Origin of the sequence: Burkholderia sp. MSMB1498, from assembly GCF_001526245.1 — a bacterium.
In the GTDB taxonomy this organism is placed as follows: Bacteria; Pseudomonadota; Gammaproteobacteria; order Burkholderiales; family Burkholderiaceae; genus Burkholderia; species Burkholderia savannae.
The window spans coordinates 1-16,622 of record NZ_LOYJ01000035.1 but is presented as its reverse complement, the minus strand read 5'-3'; the positions used below and the strand labels follow the sequence as shown (position 1 = coordinate 16,622).

11 protein-coding genes are annotated in these 16,622 nt (G+C 69.1%); 7 read left to right on the top strand and 4 right to left on the bottom strand.

Going from position 1 to position 16,622, the window contains the following annotated elements; genetic code table 11:
• Window positions 1–141: 141 nt before the first annotated feature.
• A complete protein-coding gene (locus WS91_RS07125) occupies window positions 142–585 on the bottom strand; it encodes a hypothetical protein (RefSeq protein WP_038755257.1) in 444 nt (147 codons plus the stop codon).
• 437 nt (window positions 586–1,022) lie between these two features.
• Window positions 1,023–1,985, bottom strand: a complete 963-nt coding sequence (locus WS91_RS07120; protein ID WP_038755258.1) for a helix-turn-helix transcriptional regulator — start codon at window positions 1,983–1,985, stop codon at window positions 1,023–1,025.
• A gap of 285 nt (window positions 1,986–2,270) precedes the next feature.
• Here WS91_RS07120 and WS91_RS07115 point away from each other — a divergent pair, with 285 nt between their 5' ends.
• The 3 genes from WS91_RS07115 to WS91_RS07105 all read left to right on the top strand — a co-directional run bounded on the left by WS91_RS07115 (window position 2,271) and on the right by WS91_RS07105 (window position 8,575).
• Window positions 2,271–4,445, top strand: a complete 2,175-nt coding sequence (locus tag WS91_RS07115; protein WP_059669997.1) for a TonB-dependent receptor — start codon at window positions 2,271–2,273, stop codon at window positions 4,443–4,445.
• Between the two features lie 336 nt (window positions 4,446–4,781).
• Window positions 4,782–6,725, top strand: a complete 1,944-nt coding sequence (locus tag WS91_RS07110; RefSeq protein WP_059669996.1) for an ABC transporter ATP-binding protein — start codon at window positions 4,782–4,784, stop codon at window positions 6,723–6,725.
• A complete protein-coding gene (locus WS91_RS07105; RefSeq protein ID WP_081990127.1) occupies window positions 6,725–8,575 on the top strand; it encodes an ABC transporter ATP-binding protein in 1,851 nt (616 codons plus the stop codon). Before WS91_RS07110 ends, WS91_RS07105 begins: the two co-directional genes overlap by 1 nt.
• A 314-nt stretch (window positions 8,576–8,889) precedes the next feature.
• On the opposite strand, the gene WS91_RS07100 is transcribed toward WS91_RS07105, so the two are convergent.
• The gene (locus WS91_RS07100) at window positions 8,890–9,711 is read right to left on the bottom strand and encodes a hypothetical protein (RefSeq protein ID WP_331458324.1); all 822 of its coding nucleotides are present in this window, start codon (window positions 9,709–9,711) and stop codon (window positions 8,890–8,892) included.
• An 82-nt stretch (window positions 9,712–9,793) separates the two neighbouring features.
• Here WS91_RS07100 and WS91_RS35590 point away from each other — a divergent pair, with 82 nt between their 5' ends.
• The 4 genes from WS91_RS35590 to WS91_RS07080 all read left to right on the top strand — a co-directional run bounded on the left by WS91_RS35590 (window position 9,794) and on the right by WS91_RS07080 (window position 14,380).
• Window positions 9,794–10,021 (top strand): hypothetical protein, encoded by a 228-nt coding sequence (locus WS91_RS35590; protein WP_156432309.1) that lies wholly within the window; start codon window positions 9,794–9,796, stop codon window positions 10,019–10,021.
• Window positions 10,022–11,137: 1,116 nt separating this feature from the next.
• Complete coding sequence (locus WS91_RS07090; RefSeq protein ID WP_059669994.1) at window positions 11,138–12,004, top strand: SAM-dependent methyltransferase; 867 nt, start codon at window positions 11,138–11,140, stop codon at window positions 12,002–12,004.
• Window positions 12,005–12,414: 410 nt separating this feature from the next.
• A complete protein-coding gene (gene pip, locus WS91_RS07085) occupies window positions 12,415–13,353 on the top strand; it encodes a prolyl aminopeptidase (RefSeq protein ID WP_038755265.1) in 939 nt (312 codons plus the stop codon).
• 202 nt (window positions 13,354–13,555) lie between these two features.
• Window positions 13,556–14,380, top strand: a complete 825-nt coding sequence (locus tag WS91_RS07080) for a class I SAM-dependent methyltransferase (RefSeq protein WP_059669993.1) — start codon at window positions 13,556–13,558, stop codon at window positions 14,378–14,380.
• Between the two features lie 238 nt (window positions 14,381–14,618).
• Here WS91_RS07080 and WS91_RS07075 read toward each other — a convergent pair whose 3' ends face one another.
• Window positions 14,619–16,229 carry a methyl-accepting chemotaxis protein gene (locus WS91_RS07075; protein WP_059669992.1) on the bottom strand — a complete coding sequence of 537 codons (1,611 nt, stop codon included), beginning with the start codon at window positions 16,227–16,229 and terminating at the stop codon, window positions 14,619–14,621.
• Window positions 16,230–16,622: the final 393 nt, after the last annotated feature.

Here is a 16,622-nt window from a genome sequence, read left to right as displayed (position 1 = left end):
CGGGCGATGGCGCGACGCGTCGTGCGGTCGCCGGTATTCGGATGGGGGGCGGAAACGCTCGCGTGACGAGGCGCGTCGGCTGCCGCGGCACGTGCGGCGCCGTGCGCCGGTCAACTCGGCGCGGCGTTCGCTCTCGCTGCGCTACGGACTTCTGCGCGCGGCGCGCGGCGCGGCCGGCGTTCGCGCGCGGCCGCCGCCCTGTTCAAGCCACGCCTGCGCCTGTGCGCGCGCTTCGACGTGCGTCGCGGCGATGCGAAACGGGTAGGGCGCATGCCCGGCGCGGTCCCACGCGCGGGCCTTGTCTTCGTAGACGCGCCGCCGCGCGCCGTCCGCCTCGATGCGGATCGCGCCGGCGCACAGCCGCTGCTGCTCGGCGTTGTCGCGACTCCATTGAACATACGCGGATACGAAGCGCGGCGAATGACGCGGCAGCTCCTCGCCGTCCATCACCAGCACGAACGGCTCGGCGCGCGCGTACAGCGCCTTGAACTGCGCGAGCCGTGCATCCGCCTCCGTATCGGGCACCTGCGCGGGCATGTGCAGATACACGAGCGGCCAGGATCGGGTGTCGATGAAGTCGTTCATGAATCCCTCGTCGGTAACGCCACGCAAGCGACAAGACTCGGGACAGACGAACCCGCGCGCGGCCTTCGGGCGACACGCGCAATCGATCGGCGGCCGCCTGAAAGATCCGTTTGAGGATCGGCGAGCCATCGTCTGCCTGCCCCGAGTGCAACGGCGCTGTGCGACGCGCGCTGCCTCGATTTGTCGTGCTTCTTATTATTGAGAACGATAAGCGTTATTGTTTAGAGCCTCTACCCGAAACGGGTTTATTTGCGCTCGTATCGGTATCCGGCCGCCGCCGAAAAACGCTCGCCCGACACGGATGGCGCGGCATCTGCATCGGGCGAAAAGAGGGGGGGCGGGAGGGCGCAGCCGGGGTGCGGACAGCGACGGGCGATGCCGCGAAAGAGCGCGCCGTGCGGATATCGCGCAAGGCCCGGATGCCGCCGGACGAATCGTCAGCGGCGATGCTTGAACGCCGACGGGTTGACGCCGAACTGCTTCTGGAACGCCGCCGTGAAATGGCTCGCGTTCGCGTAGCCCATGTCGGCGGCGACGGTCATCACCGGCATGTCGGCGCACGCCAGCCGACGGCGCGCCTCGTGCATCCGCTCATGCTGGAAGAGCCCGTAGACGCTGTGATCGAACAACTGGCGAAAGCCGCGCTTGAGCTTGAGCACGCTGAGCCCCGTTTCCTTGGCGAGCGCCGCGATCGTCGGCGCGCGGCTCAGATCCGCGAGCAGCAGATCGCGCGCGCGCAGCAGCTTTTGCCGGTCCGCGGCCGGCAGCGGCCACGCGTGCTGCGCGGGCTCGCCGTGCGCCTCGATCACGAGGCTCGCGAGCGCGAGGCTCTGCCCGAGCAGCCACAGCGACGGGCGGCCCGAGCGGCCCTGCGCGCATCGATGCCTGTCTTGCAGCGCATGGCTCAGCGCCTGCGCGGTCGCGCGCATCTCGGCGTCGCATCGGCATGGCGCGCAACAGCGCGCCGAATCGAGCTTGCGCTGAAGCGCCGTGTCGAGATCGGGCGCGAGCTCGCGCACGAGATCCGGCCGGATCGACACGGTCACGCTTTCGATTCGGCCCGCATGCATCGCGCGGCCGCTGCAATCGGGCGTGTAGCTGATGCATCCCGTGCCCGCCGACAGCACATGCTCGGTTTCGCGGACGCCGGTGTCGATCGAGAAGCGCGAGCGGCCCTGCAGCGCGCAACAGAAATGCACGCGGCCCCAGTCGTCGCGAAGGTTCATCGAGACCGGCTGCCGCAGCTCGCCTTGCCAGACGAGCACGTCGATGCCGTCCTGCAACGCGACGCGCAGCAGCCGGCAGTCGGGCGCGGATTCGGGGGGCGGCGTGGAATCCGCGAGCAGCGTCGATATCGCGACTTCGGGTGTTGTCGCATGCGTAGGACTGGTAGCAGGCATCGGTGATCGTCTCCGCGCACATACCGATCGGGGTAGAAGTCGATCCGATCGGGGTGGCAATGTAAATGAGAATTGTTATCATTATTGCAATTCCAGTCGCCGCCGTCGAGACGATTCGCTCATTCCGGGAGAGCCGGTCGGTTTCGGCGGCTTCACGCGCCCTCGGGCGCGCGACGGCTTCGTCTCGTCATGGCGCGCGCCCACGACGACACGGGATTGCTCGTGAGGCACGATCGCACGAGGAGTCCGCCGGCCGTCCTACGAGATCATCAAGGAGTGTGTTTCATGCGGTATCAGCGGGCCTGGCGGGGCAGGCTCCAGGCGTCGAACGCCTTTGCAACGGCAGTAGCGGTTTCTCTCATTTCTTTGGCGGGCATCGCCCGCGCAAGCGCGGCCGACGCATCGCCGGCGCAGCGGCCGGACGGCGCTCCGGCTCGGGCCGGCTCGCCGCCCGGCGCGGCGCAGGCCACCGAGCTGTCCGCGGTGACCGTCACCGCGAGCAAGCGCGATCAGCCGCTCGCGACCCTCAACGGCGCGGCGGTCGTCGTCGAGCAGCCGGCGCTCGACGACGCGCAGATCGCGAACACGCTCGATCTCGCGCGCGTGCTGCCCGGCGTGCAGATGACGGGCGGCGGTTCGCTGCTGTTTCCGCTGATCGGCTTGCGAGGCGTCACGTCGGCGCAGGATTTCTACAATCCGGCGCTGACCGTGTACGTCGACGGCGTGCCGCAGTTGCCCACGTTCGCGTCGCAGACGCTCATGAGCGTCGATCGCGTCGAGTTGCTGAAGGGGCCGCAGGGCACGCTGTACGGCAAGAGCGCGGAAGGCGGCGTGCTGAACATCGTCACGATGCCGCCCGACAACACGCCGCGCGTGCACCTGCGGGCGGGCGTCTCGAGCCGCGGCGGCAACGTCGAGCAGGCGGAGGTCGCGGGGCCGCTCGTCAAGGATTTGCTGTACGGCGCGGTGTCGCTCGCGCACGTCGACGCGCCCGGCGATCTGCGCAATCCGGTGAGCGGCGCGGATCATCAGGGCGGTTCCCGCTCATTGGCAGGCAGCGCGAAGCTGCGCGTCGCGCCGACCGGCGCGCCGTGGGAAGTGAACGTATCGGTCGGGCGCGATTGCGCGAAGGCGACGCAGGATATCTACGTGCCCTTCGACGACATCGGCGGCCGCACCGCGAACATCGATCCGCGGCTGCCCGCGCAATACGCGGAGTCGTACATGCGCCGCTGCGGGAACAGCTACGCGCTGTCCGGGCGCTACGACATCGGCGACTGGCGTCTGTCGGCGGTTTCCGCGTGGCAGACGCTCGACATCGAGCGGCGCTTCCCGTTTCTCCAGTACTTCGTGCAGCAGCCGGAGAACTGGCGGCAGAACGTCCAGGAACTGCGGCTCGCGACGCATGCGCCCGGCCGGCGCTGGGACGCGGTGTTCGGCGTGTATCGGCAGGACGTGCATCAGTCGCGCACGTACGTCAACGACATGGTGATTCCGTCGGTCGTCAATCTGTCGACGACCGCATCGAGCAACGAGAGCAAGTCGATCGCCGCTTACGGCGACGTCACGTGGCACGTGACGGGCGCGCTCGATCTGTCGGCCGGCCTGCGGGCGTCGCGCGATCAGGCCTGGACGCAGTTCGCCGGCACGGCGATGGCGTCCGCGTCGACATACGCGCCGTTCGCCGGCGCGAGCGGAATGGCAGGCAACCGGATTCTCGGCAAGCTGTCCGCCGGCTATCAGATCGATCCGGCGTGGCGCGTCTATGCGAACGTGTCGCAGGGCTACAAGCCGGGCGGCTTCAATCTCGCGCCGTCGAGCCTCGCGGATGCGCAAGGCTTCGGCCCCGAGCGCGCGGTGAGCTACGAGCTCGGCGCGCGCTACGCCGGGCAGAAGCTGCGCGGCAGCGTGGCGCTCTATCGGATCGACATCCGCAACGCGCAACTCTACGGCAGCGATCCGCTCGGCTACCAATCGCTGCGCAACGTCGGCGACACGCGCTCGACGGGCGTCGAGTTCGGCGTCGAATGGGGCATCGCGCGCGGCTGGACGGCGGCGCTCGACGGCTTCTTCAACCACGCGACGTTCCGCAGCTACGTCGATCCGTTCGGCTGCGCCGCGTGCGCCGGCAACGACGTTCCGTTCGCGCCGCGCTACGGCTTCACGCTGAACGTGGGCGGCGACGTGCCGACGAGCGTCGGCACGGTCCGGCCGCGCGTCGCGGTGCGCTGGGTCGGCGCGCAGTACTTCGACGTCGCGAACAAGCTGCGCCAGGGCGGCTATGCGCTCGTCGACGCGTCGCTCGGCTGGCGCGTGCGCCGCGACGTCGAGCTCACGCTCTATGCGCAGAACCTGACGAACCGCGACTACCGCACGTATGCGTTCCGCGCGCCGACGGGCAATCTCGCGCAGGTCGGCCTCGGGCGCACGGTCGGGGTGACGGTTGCGTTCGACTACTGACCGCGCGAGCCGCGGCGCGGCGGATCGCTGCGCGCGCCGCGCCGCGCTCGATGCGCCCGCCCGCCCGCCGCGCGCCGCCGGGCGGCGACGTCGCCCGCGATGCGCCGCCGCGCGCGATCGCGTGCCGTCGCGCGACGCGGTGCACGGCCGTCGCGCGGACGCGCACGGTTTCTCCTGCCGCCGCGCGCCGCGCGTGATCGGCTTGCGCCGCCGCGCGCCAACCAGTCTCGCCCGTTGCCGGGCCCACGAGGAATCGCCATGTCCGAACCACCGACCGAATCCGCCCGTCCAGTACGCCGACGGCGCGCGGATGCCCGCCCCGACCCGTGGCGCATCATGCGCCCGGTGCGTGCGCAGATCCGCTTCGCGATGTTCGTCTCGTCGCTCGCGACGCTGCTGAACGTCGCGTTCCTGCTGTCGCTCGCATGGACCGTGCGGCAGCTCGCCGAGCGGCCGCACGCGTGGCCGGCGTGGCCTCTCGCGTGCGCCGTGCTGTGCCTCGCCGGCAGCTATTTCCTGCGGCTCGGCGCGTTCAGCCAGTCGCACTACGCGGCGTTTCGCCTCGAGAAGATCCTGCGCGGCGATCTGGCCGAGCGCCTGACGCGCGTGCCGCTCGGCACGCTGCAGCAGGTCGGCGCGGGCGCGCTGTCGAAGGTCGTCCACGACGATGTGAAAGCGCTGCACATCTTCGTCGCCGACAGCACGCCGCTCTATGCGCGCGCGTTCGTCGGGCCGGCGTGCACGCTCGTCGCGCTGCTGTGGCTCGACTGGCGGCTCGCGCTCGGCGCGGCGGCGGTGATGGCGATCGGGTTCGGCGTGCTGACGCTCGCGATGCGCAATTCGGTCGAGATGAGCCGGCTGTACAACGACGCGCGCGAGCGCGTGAGCGCGGCCGTCATCGAATTCGTGCAGGCGATGCCCGTCGTGCGTACGTTCGATGCCGGCTATTCGACGTTCGGCCGCTTCCAGCATGCGCTCGACGCGTATCTCGACGTGCTCACGCGCTGGTATCGGCAGGCGGGCTTTTCCGCGCGCTTCTCGTTCGCGGCGCTCAATCCGCTGCCGACGTTGCTCGTGATGCTGTGGCTCGGCGCGTGGCTCGTCGCGCGCGATGCCGCGGATTTCGGCGCGTGGATCGCGGTGCTGCTCGTCGGCACCGGCATGGCGGAGGCGATGATGCCGATGATGATGCTCAACCACATGGTCGACAAGGCGAAGCTGAGCGTCGCGCGAATCCAGCAGACGCTGGCGTTGCCGACGCTGCCGATGCCCGCCGTTGGGCGAGCGCCGGCCGACGCGAGCGTCACGTTCGAGAACGTCGGCTTCGGCTACGGGGCGACGGCCGGGGACGATTCGGACGCCGCGCCCGCCTGCCGCGACGCCGGTCGCGTTCGGGGCGCCGGCGGTGGCGCGAGCGGCGACACAAGCGGCGACACAAGCGGCGACATAAGCGGCGACATAAGCGGCGACACAAGCGGCGGCACAAGCGGCGACACAAGCGGCGACAAGCACGCCGACGCCGACGACCGCGACGGCGCGCGCGTGCTGCGCAACGTGAGCTTCCACGTTCCGCAGGGCTCGACGACGGCGCTCGTCGGCCCGTCGGGCGCGGGCAAGACGACCGTCGCGCGGCTGATTCCGCGCTTCTGGGACGTGGACGCGGGGCGCGTGCTCGTCGGCGGCGTCGACGTGCGCGACATGACGGCCGATACGCTGATGTCGCAACTGGCGTTCGTGTTCCAGGACACGTTCCTGTTCGCCGACACGATCGCGAACAACATCCGCCTCGGTTCGCCGAATCGCACGATGGACGACGTGATCGCGGCGGCGAAGGCCGCGCAGGCGCACGACTTCATCATGGGCCTGCCGCACGGCTATGACACGCGCGCGGGCGAGCGCGGCGCATTCCTGTCGGGCGGGCAGCGGCAGCGCGTCACGATCGCGCGCGCGATCCTGCAGAACCGCCCGATCCTCGTGCTCGACGAGGCGACCGCGTTTTCCGATCCGGAGAACGAGGCCGAGCTGATGCGGGCGCTGTCCGCGCTGATGCGCGGCAAGACGGTGATCATGGTCGCGCATCGGCTGTCGACGATCCGCCATGCCGACCAGATTCTCGTGTTCGATCAGGGCGAGCTCGCCGAAGCGGGGCGTCACGATGCGCTGCTGGCGGCGCGGGGCGTCTATGCGCGGCTGTGGGACAGCCACGAGCGCGTGCAACGCTGGGCGCTGCGCGGGGGCGCGCAGGAAAACCGGAACCGCGTCGAACAGGAGCGCGCGTGATGAAACACGAATCGACCGAAACCCCCTGCCCGACGTCGTGGCGCGTGACGTATCGCCGGCTGACGAGCGTCGCGGGCCCGAATGCGGCGGCGCTGCGCGCGAGCATCGTCGGCCTGTGCGTGGCCGCGGCCGCGCAGGGGCTCGCGCTCGCGTGCCTGTTTCCGCTGATCGCCGCGATCGTCGGCGCGCGCTCGATCGAGTCGGCGTTCGGCTGGCTGGTCGCGATGACGCTGATCGCCGCGTTCGCGACACTCGTTCGCTGGCGCGCGCAAGGCTTCGAATACAACGGGCGCATGGCGCACACGACGCACGCGCTGCGCATGCGGCTCGGCGAGCAGTTGCGCCGCATGCCGCTCGAAACGCTGCAGGACAAGCGCTCGGGCGAGATGAACGCGCTGCTGCTCGGCAACGTCGATGAGAACCTGAACTACACGCTCGCGATCGTCAACATGATCGCGCTCGCGACCGTCACGCCCTGCGTCGTCGCGCTCGCCGCGCTTTTCGTCGATTGGCGCGTCGGCCTGATCCTGCTGCTCGTGTTTCCCGCGATCGTGCCGCTGTACCGCTGGCGCCAGCCGGCGCTCGGGCGCGGGATGCGCGCGCTCGCGGACGCGCACCGCCGCCTGAACGCCGACATCGTCGAATTCACGCAAGGGCTGCCGGTGCTGCGCGCGGCTTGCGGCGACACGGCGAAGGCGTCCACGCTCGCCGAGCGCTGCGACGAGTTGCTTGCCATGCAGACGGCCGCGCACCGCAAGAGCGCGAAGCCGAATCTCGTCGTCGCGAGCGTCGTCGAGCTGGGCCTGCAGCTCGTCGTCGCGGCGGCCGTCACGTGGGTCGTGATGGGATCGCTCGATCTGTCGGTCGTCGCGGCCGTGATGGTGATCGTCGTGCGCTTCTCCGAGCCGATGGCGACGCTGATCGGCTATGCGGCGGTCGTCGAGATGATCGAAGCCGCGCTGGAGCGCATCGAGGCGCTGCTCGCGGTCGAGCCGCTGCCGTTGCGTGAGCCGTCTTGCGTGCCGAGCCGCTTCGATTTGCGTTTCGACGACGTGTCGTTTCGCTATGCGCGTGCGGCGGGCGACGCGCTCGGCGGCTTCAGCGCGACGCTGCCGGCGAACGGGATGACGGCGCTCGTCGGCCCGTCCGGATCGGGCAAGTCGACGATCGCACGTTTGCTGCTGCGCCATGCCGATCCTCAGCGCGGTGCGATCGAGATCGGCGGCGTCGACATTCGCCGGATTCCGGAGGCGGCGCTGAATTCGCTGATTTCGGTCGTGTTCCAGGACGTCTACCTGTTCGACGACACGGTGCTCGCGAACATCCGGATGGCCCGCCCGGACGCGACGGACGACGAAGTCGAGGCGGCGGCGCGCGCCGCGCAATGCCACGCGTTCATCGAACGCCTGCCGCAGCGCTGGCAGACGCGGCTCGGCGAGATCGGCGGCCGGCTGTCGGGCGGCGAGCGTCAGCGCATCTCGATCGCGCGCGCGCTGCTGAAGAATGCGCCGATCGTGATTCTCGACGAGCCGACCGCGGCGCTCGACGTCGAAAGCGAACTGGCGGTGCAGCGCGCGATCGATGCGCTCGTGCGGGACAAGACCGTCATCGTGATCGCGCATCGTCTGTCGACGATCGTCGGCGCGGACCGGATTCTCGTGATCGACGGCGGCCGGCTCGTGCAGCAGGGGCGGCACGACGAGCTGATCGCGGCCGACGGGCGCTATCGGGCGATGTGGGACGCGCAGTATCGGGCAAAGGCGGCTCTCGACGGATTCGGCGGGGCGCCGCGCGGGCAGCGCGCAACGCCGGCGACGAACGCGGACGACGCGGTGGCGCAACGCCGCTGACACGGCGGCGGCGCGGTCGACGCATGGGTTCGGCTCGTTCTCGCGCGGACGTGAGCGGCGACGAAGCCGCATGCGAACCGGGCGCGGCGGCACGGCTCGGCGGCGTAATGGCGAACGGCACGAGGGTACGATCGCAAGACCGCAAGACCGCAAGACCGCAAGACCGCAAGACCGCAAGACCGCACGACCGCACGACCGCACGACCGCACGACCGCACGACCGCACAACCGCACAACCGCACAACCGCACAACCGCACAGCGGCGAAACAGTGAAACCCCAAGGCGGCGGCCTCGTCCGTCCGCGCCTGCCTGCATCAATCCGCGGTGTCGCCGCCCTTCGGCACCTTCGCCTGCGCCTTCTTGCCCGGCGCGGGCGACCATGCGGGGCGCGTCTTGCGCGCCGAATCGACGACGACGAGAAAGCGGCCCGCCCAAGGCGTGACTTGCCGATGCGCGCGCAGCACCCAAGGCGTGTCGCCGGTGGCGGCGCGCGCTTCATACTCGGCGTCGAGAATCCCGTGCTGATCGATGAAGACGTTCAGCGTCGCGGGAATCCGCACGCATCCCTTCGAGTGGCGAATGCCGAGCAGCGGTTCCAGATATTCCGGGTCCGTCGCGTGCATCTGAAAGCGCATCTGAGACACGCCGCCCTTGCCCCAGCCGCGCTCCGCGTCTGCCCAGCCGAAATCGTAGATGCGCATGTCGTGGCGGCCGTAGCCGCGAATGCCGTTGTCGTTCATCGTGCCTTCCGCGCGGAAATCCATGTTCGCGGGCGTGTGCTCGAACACGCCGAGCGGCGTCACGAAATGGTCGTACTGGCCGGGCAGGCCGGTCGCGACGGGCGATGCGCCGATCATCTGCCACGTGTTGTTCCGCGTCGTGCGGAAGTAGATGAATGCCGCCTGCACGTTCGGCGCGCGATCGACGAGCACGACGTATTCACGGGCCAGCTCGCCCAGATTGCGCGTATCGAGCATTTGTTGCAGGCGCTCGCCGTATGCGCGCTGCTCCGCTGCCGGCACCTTCAGGCGTCGCGTGACTTCGTGCGCGAACGTTGCGCGCAACGCGAGCGCGCGGCGCGTTACGTCCGCTGCTTCGGCTTCGGTCAGCGTCGGCAGCGGCGGGGCGGTTAGCACGCGGGGCGTTGCCGATTGTGCGCTCGACGCTTGCAAAGACGCGGATGCGCCGGATGCCTCCGACGCGCTCGATGCGCTCGAAGTGCCCGAAGTGCCCGAAGTGCTCGATGCGCCGGATGCGTTCGACGCGCCCGATGGAGCGCGATGTGACTTCGTGGCGAGCGCGACCACTGCCGAAGCCGCGCTGGCCGACACGGATGCTTTGGTGGTAATCGTCGCAGCCAGTTCGGCGCTAACCGGTTGCGATACGAATATCGCGAAGCCCGCAAGCGATGCGCGTGCAACGACGCAAAGCATGCATGCGCATTGAAGGAGACGTGGCTGCGTAGTGTGAGGACGGTTCATCGAAGCTGCCCCCGGCGAATCCGAAAATGCCGGTCGGTCTAGCCGCGGCACACACCGGTTCCATTCGCCGCGAATGTCGAGGCTTTCTTTGCTTGGTTTGCGATTCCGATGCCGAAGTTCCGGCTTTCATCGGTCGTGGGGGCGCGCCGCCGCTTGGGTGACGTGCGCTTCGTCATGCCCTTTCATTCTAGATAGCTGCGCCTGAGCCGCGTTGATCCGGATCGAATGCGCGCGTCGGGCGTCGCCGGAGTGTTTGCATTTCGCATTCGACACCCGGCAACAGCATGACGAGCCGGATCGTGCGCGTCTCCCCGTGACGGTTAGCGCGCACCGGTGCTTCGCGGCGGCGTGCGTCGCGCGGTGCGCTCGGAGCGTGTCGCGCCGCGCGATCGGCGTGGGTGGCGCGCTGCACGCCGGAACGCGTGACGCGCGGATGTCGAGCTAGGCAAGGCGGGACGCGCAATGATCCGGGCGGGGCGTGATCGTGGGCCGACCGTCCGGACGATTGCATGCGCGAGGCGACGGCCGGTGAATTCGACGTTCGGCAGCGCCGGCGCGGAATGATTCGGTATCCGGTGCAATCGGCGCGCGGCCGTCGCTGAGGCGAAGGCGCTCTAAGGCACGTTCCCGTGATCGAAAAAATCCGTCGAGGGGCTGGCCGCCAGAAGGGCCGATCGCTGCGTCATGCTCCTCGCGAATACGTCGAGTATTCACTTCGTCGCAATCCTTGTGCTCGGCCATTCTGGCGGCCAGCGCAAGCCCGTTATTAGCGGGAACAGGCCCTAGGGCGCTTTCGTTGACGTTCCATGTGCAATGCGCTTGGCATCGCGGCTCGGGGCGCTCGTCGTGTCCGCGGCGTCGAGACAGGCATCGAAACAGGCATCGAAGCGCGGCACGCGGCATCAGATCGCTTGTTGGAACCGTTTTTGTCGGCGCGCACGACGATTAGACGAACGAAACGTGCCGATGAGCGCAGGCGCGGCGGAATTCGCGCGAGCGCGCATGCGAGTGCATTCGTCTCGCGATCGGCCGATGCGCGGCCTACACTGGATTCATCGAACTTTTCAGACGAGGTGTCGACATGGCGTTGACAGCAGCGCAGACCGGCGCGCGACCGATTGCGATGGTCGCCGTCGAGCAACGGCTTCCCGCGGAGCGGCGCATCATCGTCGACGAACTGGCGGGCGCGATCGCGCCGCTTGGCACGCGAGCGATCGTCTCGTTGATCGGCCCGCGCGGGGCGGCCTGGATGGCCGCGAAGTCGGACCGGAATTTCCCCGGCGTCTGGGGCGGCATCCTGTGCCGCAAGCGCTTCATCGACGAGAAGTTGCTCGAATCGGCCGGCGAGATCGATTCGTTCGTCAATCTCGGCGCGGGTTTCGACACGCGCGCGTATCGGCTCGCGCCGCTCGCGAGCGTGCCCGTGTGGGAAGTCGATCAACCGCGGAACATCGATGCGAAGCGGCGGCGCCTTCGCCGCCTGTTCGGCGAGGTGCCCGAGCACGTGACGCTCGTGCCGATCGATTTCGAGCGCGAGACGCTCGCCGCGGAGCTGGCCCGGCACGGCTATTCGAGCGGCAGGCGAAGCTTCTTCGTGTGGGAAGGCGTCACGCAATATCTGACCGAGGCGGGCGTGCGCAAGGTGCTGGATTTTCTCGCGACCGTCGCGCGCGGCAGCCGGCTTGCGTTGACCTACGTGCGCAAGGATTTCATCGACGGCCAGAATCTGTACGGCGACGAGAATCTCCATCGGCGCTACGTCGAGCAAGGCCGGCTCTGGCATTTCGGCCTCGATCCGCAGGACTTGCAGGGCTTTCTCGAACCCTATCGCTGGCGCGTCGTCGAGCATCCCGAACCTGCGGCGCTCGCGCGGCGCTACATCGAGCCGACCGGTCGGGCGCTCACCTGCATGCCGCTCGAACGGACGGCTTACGCGGAGAAGATCTAGGCGCGATCGAGCGGCCGATCGCCGATCGCCCGATAGGCCGATAGTCCGGCGCGCCGACGAATTCACGTCGCGCAGGGCCGCCTCGAGCGTGCGCTCGACGGCGGGTGCCCGGGGAATCCGGGCTCTTACCTCCACCATGCGGGCCGCCGGCGGCGTTCGCGCTGCTCGTCGGCGCGTTGCGCCGCGACGGGTAGCGCGGGCGGCCGGGCGATGACCGCGCGCAAGCGGTGCTACCGGGCGCGGACTGGCGCGGACTGGCGCGAACGGGCGCGCCGATTTTCCGTCGACTCGGCATAATGAAGCGTCGCTTTCGACGCCGAACCGGGGCCGCCGGCCGACGATGCGCACCCGCGCCCGTCGTCCGCGCCCGATCGCTCCGGTCGTTTTCTTCCATTCATCCGGAGCGCCTCTTGTACCCACCGATCGAACCCTACGCGCAAGGCTTGCTCGACACCGGCGACGGCCATCAAGTGTATTGGGAGCTGTGCGGCAATCCCGACGGCAAGCCGGCCGTCTTCCTACACGGCGGGCCGGGCGGCGGCTGCCGCGCCGATCACCGCCGCCTTTTCGATCCCGCGCGCTACAGCGTGCTGCTGTTCGACCAGCGCGGCTGCGGCCGCTCGACGCCGCACGCGAGCCTCGAGAACAACACGACGTGGCATCTCGTCGACGACATCGAGCGGCTGCGCGAGATGGCGGGCGTCGAGCGCTGGCTCGTGTTCGGCGGCTCGTGGGGCAGCACGCTCGCGCTCGCGTACGCGCAAACGCATCCGTCTCGCGTGAGCGAGCTCGTCGTGCGCGGCATCTTCACGGTGCGCCGCGCGGAATTGCTGTGGTACTACCAGGAAGGCGCGTCGTGGCTGTTTCCCGATCTTTGGGAGGCGTTCGTCGCACCCATTCCGCCGTCCGAGCGCTCGGACCTGATGGCCGCGTACCGCCGCCGGCTGACGGGCGACGACGAGGCGGCGAAGCACGAAGCCGCGCGCGCATGGAGCATCTGGGAAGGCCGGACGATCACGCTGCTGCCGAATCCCGTGCACGAAGCGCATTTCGGCGACGCGCATTACGCGCTGGCGTTCGCGCGCATCGAGAATCACTACTTCGTTCATCAAGGTTTCATGGAGGAAGGGCAGTTGCTGCGCGACGCGCATCGTCTCGCGGGCATTCCGGGCGCGATCGTCCAGGGGCGCTACGACGTCGCGACGCCCGCCCGCACCGCGTGGGAGCTCGCGAAGGCGTGGCCGCGCGCGTCGCTCGAGATCGTGCCCGACGCGGGACACGCATATGACGAGCCGGGCATCCTGCGCGCGCTGATCGCGGCGACCGATCGCTTCGCGCGCGAGCGTTGATTCGCGATCGGGCATCGCGTGCGACGCACGTCTCGCCGCATCGCGAAGCGGTGCGCGCGTGGCGCGCCGCTTCGAGCCTTTCTTCGAAATCTCCGCCAGTGTAAGCCGCAGAACAGAGATGCGTGAGCGCGCATGACGATACTCGAAGCGAGTTCAACGAAGTGCGGCGATTCGCCGAGGCTGTCGGCGAAGAGGGGGAGTCGTGAACGCAGGTTTCGTGCAGGACCGCATCAATCAGGCCGTCTGGCGCAGCCGCAGCGCGCTTCGCGGATACGGGCGCGCATCCGGCTGGACCGATCCCGGCGAGGCGGCGGCGTTCGCATGGATCGCCGAGCGCGTGCGCGACGAGCCGATCCTCGACGTCGGCGTGGGCGGCGGGCGCACCGTGCCGCTGCTGAAGTCGATCAGCGCCGACTACACGGCCGTCGACTACACGCCCGAGCTCGTCGAGATCTGCCGGCGCAATCATCCGGGCACGCGCGTGCACCGGATGGACGCGCGCGACATGTCGACGTTCGCCGACGAGAGCTTTTCGCTCGTCGTGTTCAGCTACAACGGCATCGACGCGGTCGATCACGATGGCCGGATGTCGATCCTGAAGGAGTTCGCGCGCGTGCTGCGGCCGGGCGGCTTCGCGCTGTTCTCGACGCACAATCTCGCGGGGCCGAGCTATCGGGAAGGGCCGTCGCGGCTCGTTCGTCTGCCGCGGCGCTCGGCGAATCCGCTCGCGCTCGCGATCGATGCGGCGCGGATCGCCTATTCGCTGCCGGTCGGCGCGTTCAACTATGTCTGGAATTCGCGTTTCAATCGAACGTTCGACGGCTATGCGATGCGCGTGTGCGCCGCGCACAAGTTCGGGATACTCATCATGTATACCGATTTCGACACGCAGCAGCGGCAGCTCGATGCCGCCGGCCTGAAGCTGCGCGCGGCGTTCGGCGGCTCGACCGGCAAGCCGTTGCGGCGCGAACAGGATCTCGGCGGCGAAGCGTGGTTTCACTTCGTCGCGAGCAAGCCGGGTGCGTAGCGTGGATGCGGTTGCATCGATGCGGCGCATGTGATTCGCTGCGTCGCGTTCAGTTTCGTTCTGTTGCGTTCAGTCGTTCGGTCACGCTCAGTCGCGCTTAGCCGTGCCGTGCCGTGCCGAGCCGAGCCGAGCCGTGCCGTGCCGCGCCGAGCCACACCGAGCCACACCGAGCCGCACCGAGCCGCACCGAGTTGCGCCGAGGCGAGCGCCGGTGGTATGCGCGCGGCTCGCCGGGCGTTCAGACAAACGCGTCCGCCAGCCGAAGTTTTTGCTCGGCGGGCTGCTGCGCGCCGCGAGCGTCGCCGCGCTCGCTCACGCGATCGTCTTGCAGCCTGAACACCGCGACCGCGCCGTGCAGCGCGCGCGCCTGCTCGGCGAGCGCGTGCGCCGCCGCCGACGCCTCCTCGACGAGCGCCGCGTTCTGCTGCGTCACGTTGTCCATTTGCGCGACGGCATGGTTGACCTGCTCGATGCCGACGCTCTGCTCGTTCGACGCCGACGCGATCTCGCTCACGATGTCCGTCACCTGCCGCACCGAGCCGACGATCTCGCCGATGATCCGCCCCGCGTCGCCGACGAGCGCGGAGCCCGCGCCGACGCGTTCGGCCGACTGCTCGATCAGCGCTTTGATTTCGCGGGCCGCCGTCGCGCTGCGCTGCGCGAGCGTGCGCACCTCGCCCGCGACGACCGCGAAGCCGCGCCCTTGCTCGCCCGCGCGCGCGGCTTCGACGGCCGCGTTCAGCGCGAGGATGTTGGTCTGGAACGCGATGCCGTCGATCACCGCGATGATCTCGGCGACCCGGCCCGAGCTGTCCGCGATCCCGCGCATCGTGTCGACGACTTGCCGCATCACGTCGCCGCCGCGCGTCGCGGTCGTCGACGCGCCCGCGGCCACCGCGCACGCATGCTGCGCATGCTCGGCGTTGCGGCGCACGGTCGACGTGAGCTCGTCCATGCTCGCCGCCGTTTCCTCGAGCGACGCCGCCTGTTCCTCGGTGCGCGACGACAGATCGAGATTGCCCGACGCGATCTGCGCGCTCGCGGTCGCGACGCCGTCGGCGCTGTGCCGCACGTCGTGGACGACGCGCGACAGGCTCGCCTGCATGTCCTTCAGCGCGGCGAGCAGCTCGGCGATCTCGTCGTCGCCGCGCGCGTCGATCGGCGTCGACAGATCGCCCGTCGCGACCCGGCGCACGCAGGCGAGCGCGCGCGCGAGCGGGCGCGTGACGGCGCCGCTGAACCAGACGCCGCCGGCGAGCGCGAGCGCGAACACGACGAGCGTCGCGACGATGCTGACCGTCGTCGCGTGCGCGGCGTTGCTCGCGGCTTCGGCCGATTCGCGCGCGCTGTCGGCGGCGATGTCCTGCGCGGCCTTTTCGAGGAGCGCGGCGGGCGCGCGATCGACGCCGGCCACGGCCTGGTCGCCCGCCGACGGATCGAAGCCCGACGCCTTGAATGCTTCGAATCCCTTACGATAGCCTCGCCCCATTTCCACGTGCGCCGACGCGAATTGCTCGATCAGCCTGCGGCTTTCGCCGTCGGGCAGCTTCGATTCGAGTTCGGCGGCGAGTGTGCCGACGGTTCGTTCGCGCTGCTGGAACGCGCTCCAGTACTTGTCGAGTTTCGCCGGGTCCTTGCCGCGCAGCAGCGTGTCCTTCCATTCCTGCACTTGCAGCTTGAACGCGACGAGCGTCGCGGACACCATCCGCTCGTTCGCGGCGTTTTGCTGGACCGTCGTGGCGTACGTGTCGAGCGAGCGGTTGAGCGCATGAATGCCGTAGAACGCGCCGGCGGATGTGAGGACGAGGGCTGCCGCGAAGGCAAGCGGGATTTTGTGGCGGAGCTTCATCTGATTTCGGGCGTTGCTGGGTGAATGCCGTGTGGCCTGCGTCGATGGCTGGTTATCGGCGCGGGCCTGGGTTCCTTAAATCAGATGATTGAGCGCGACGGGCAGGCGAATCGCGGATGCCGGGATGCGATGGGATGCTTCGGGATGCTCGGGATGCGCGTGCGAGCGGGCGGGGCGCGCAGGCAATGCGGGCGCGTTGCGGCCGACGAATCGCGTGACGAAGCGAGAATCGCGACGAAAGGCGCGAGGACAACGCGCTGCGAATGCCGCAAGCTGAAAATCGCGAGACGCGAGACGCGAGACGCGAGACGCGAGACGCGAGACGCGAGACGCGAGACGCGAGATGCAAGTCGCAAGTCGCAAGTCGCAAGTCGCGAGATGCGAGATGCGAGA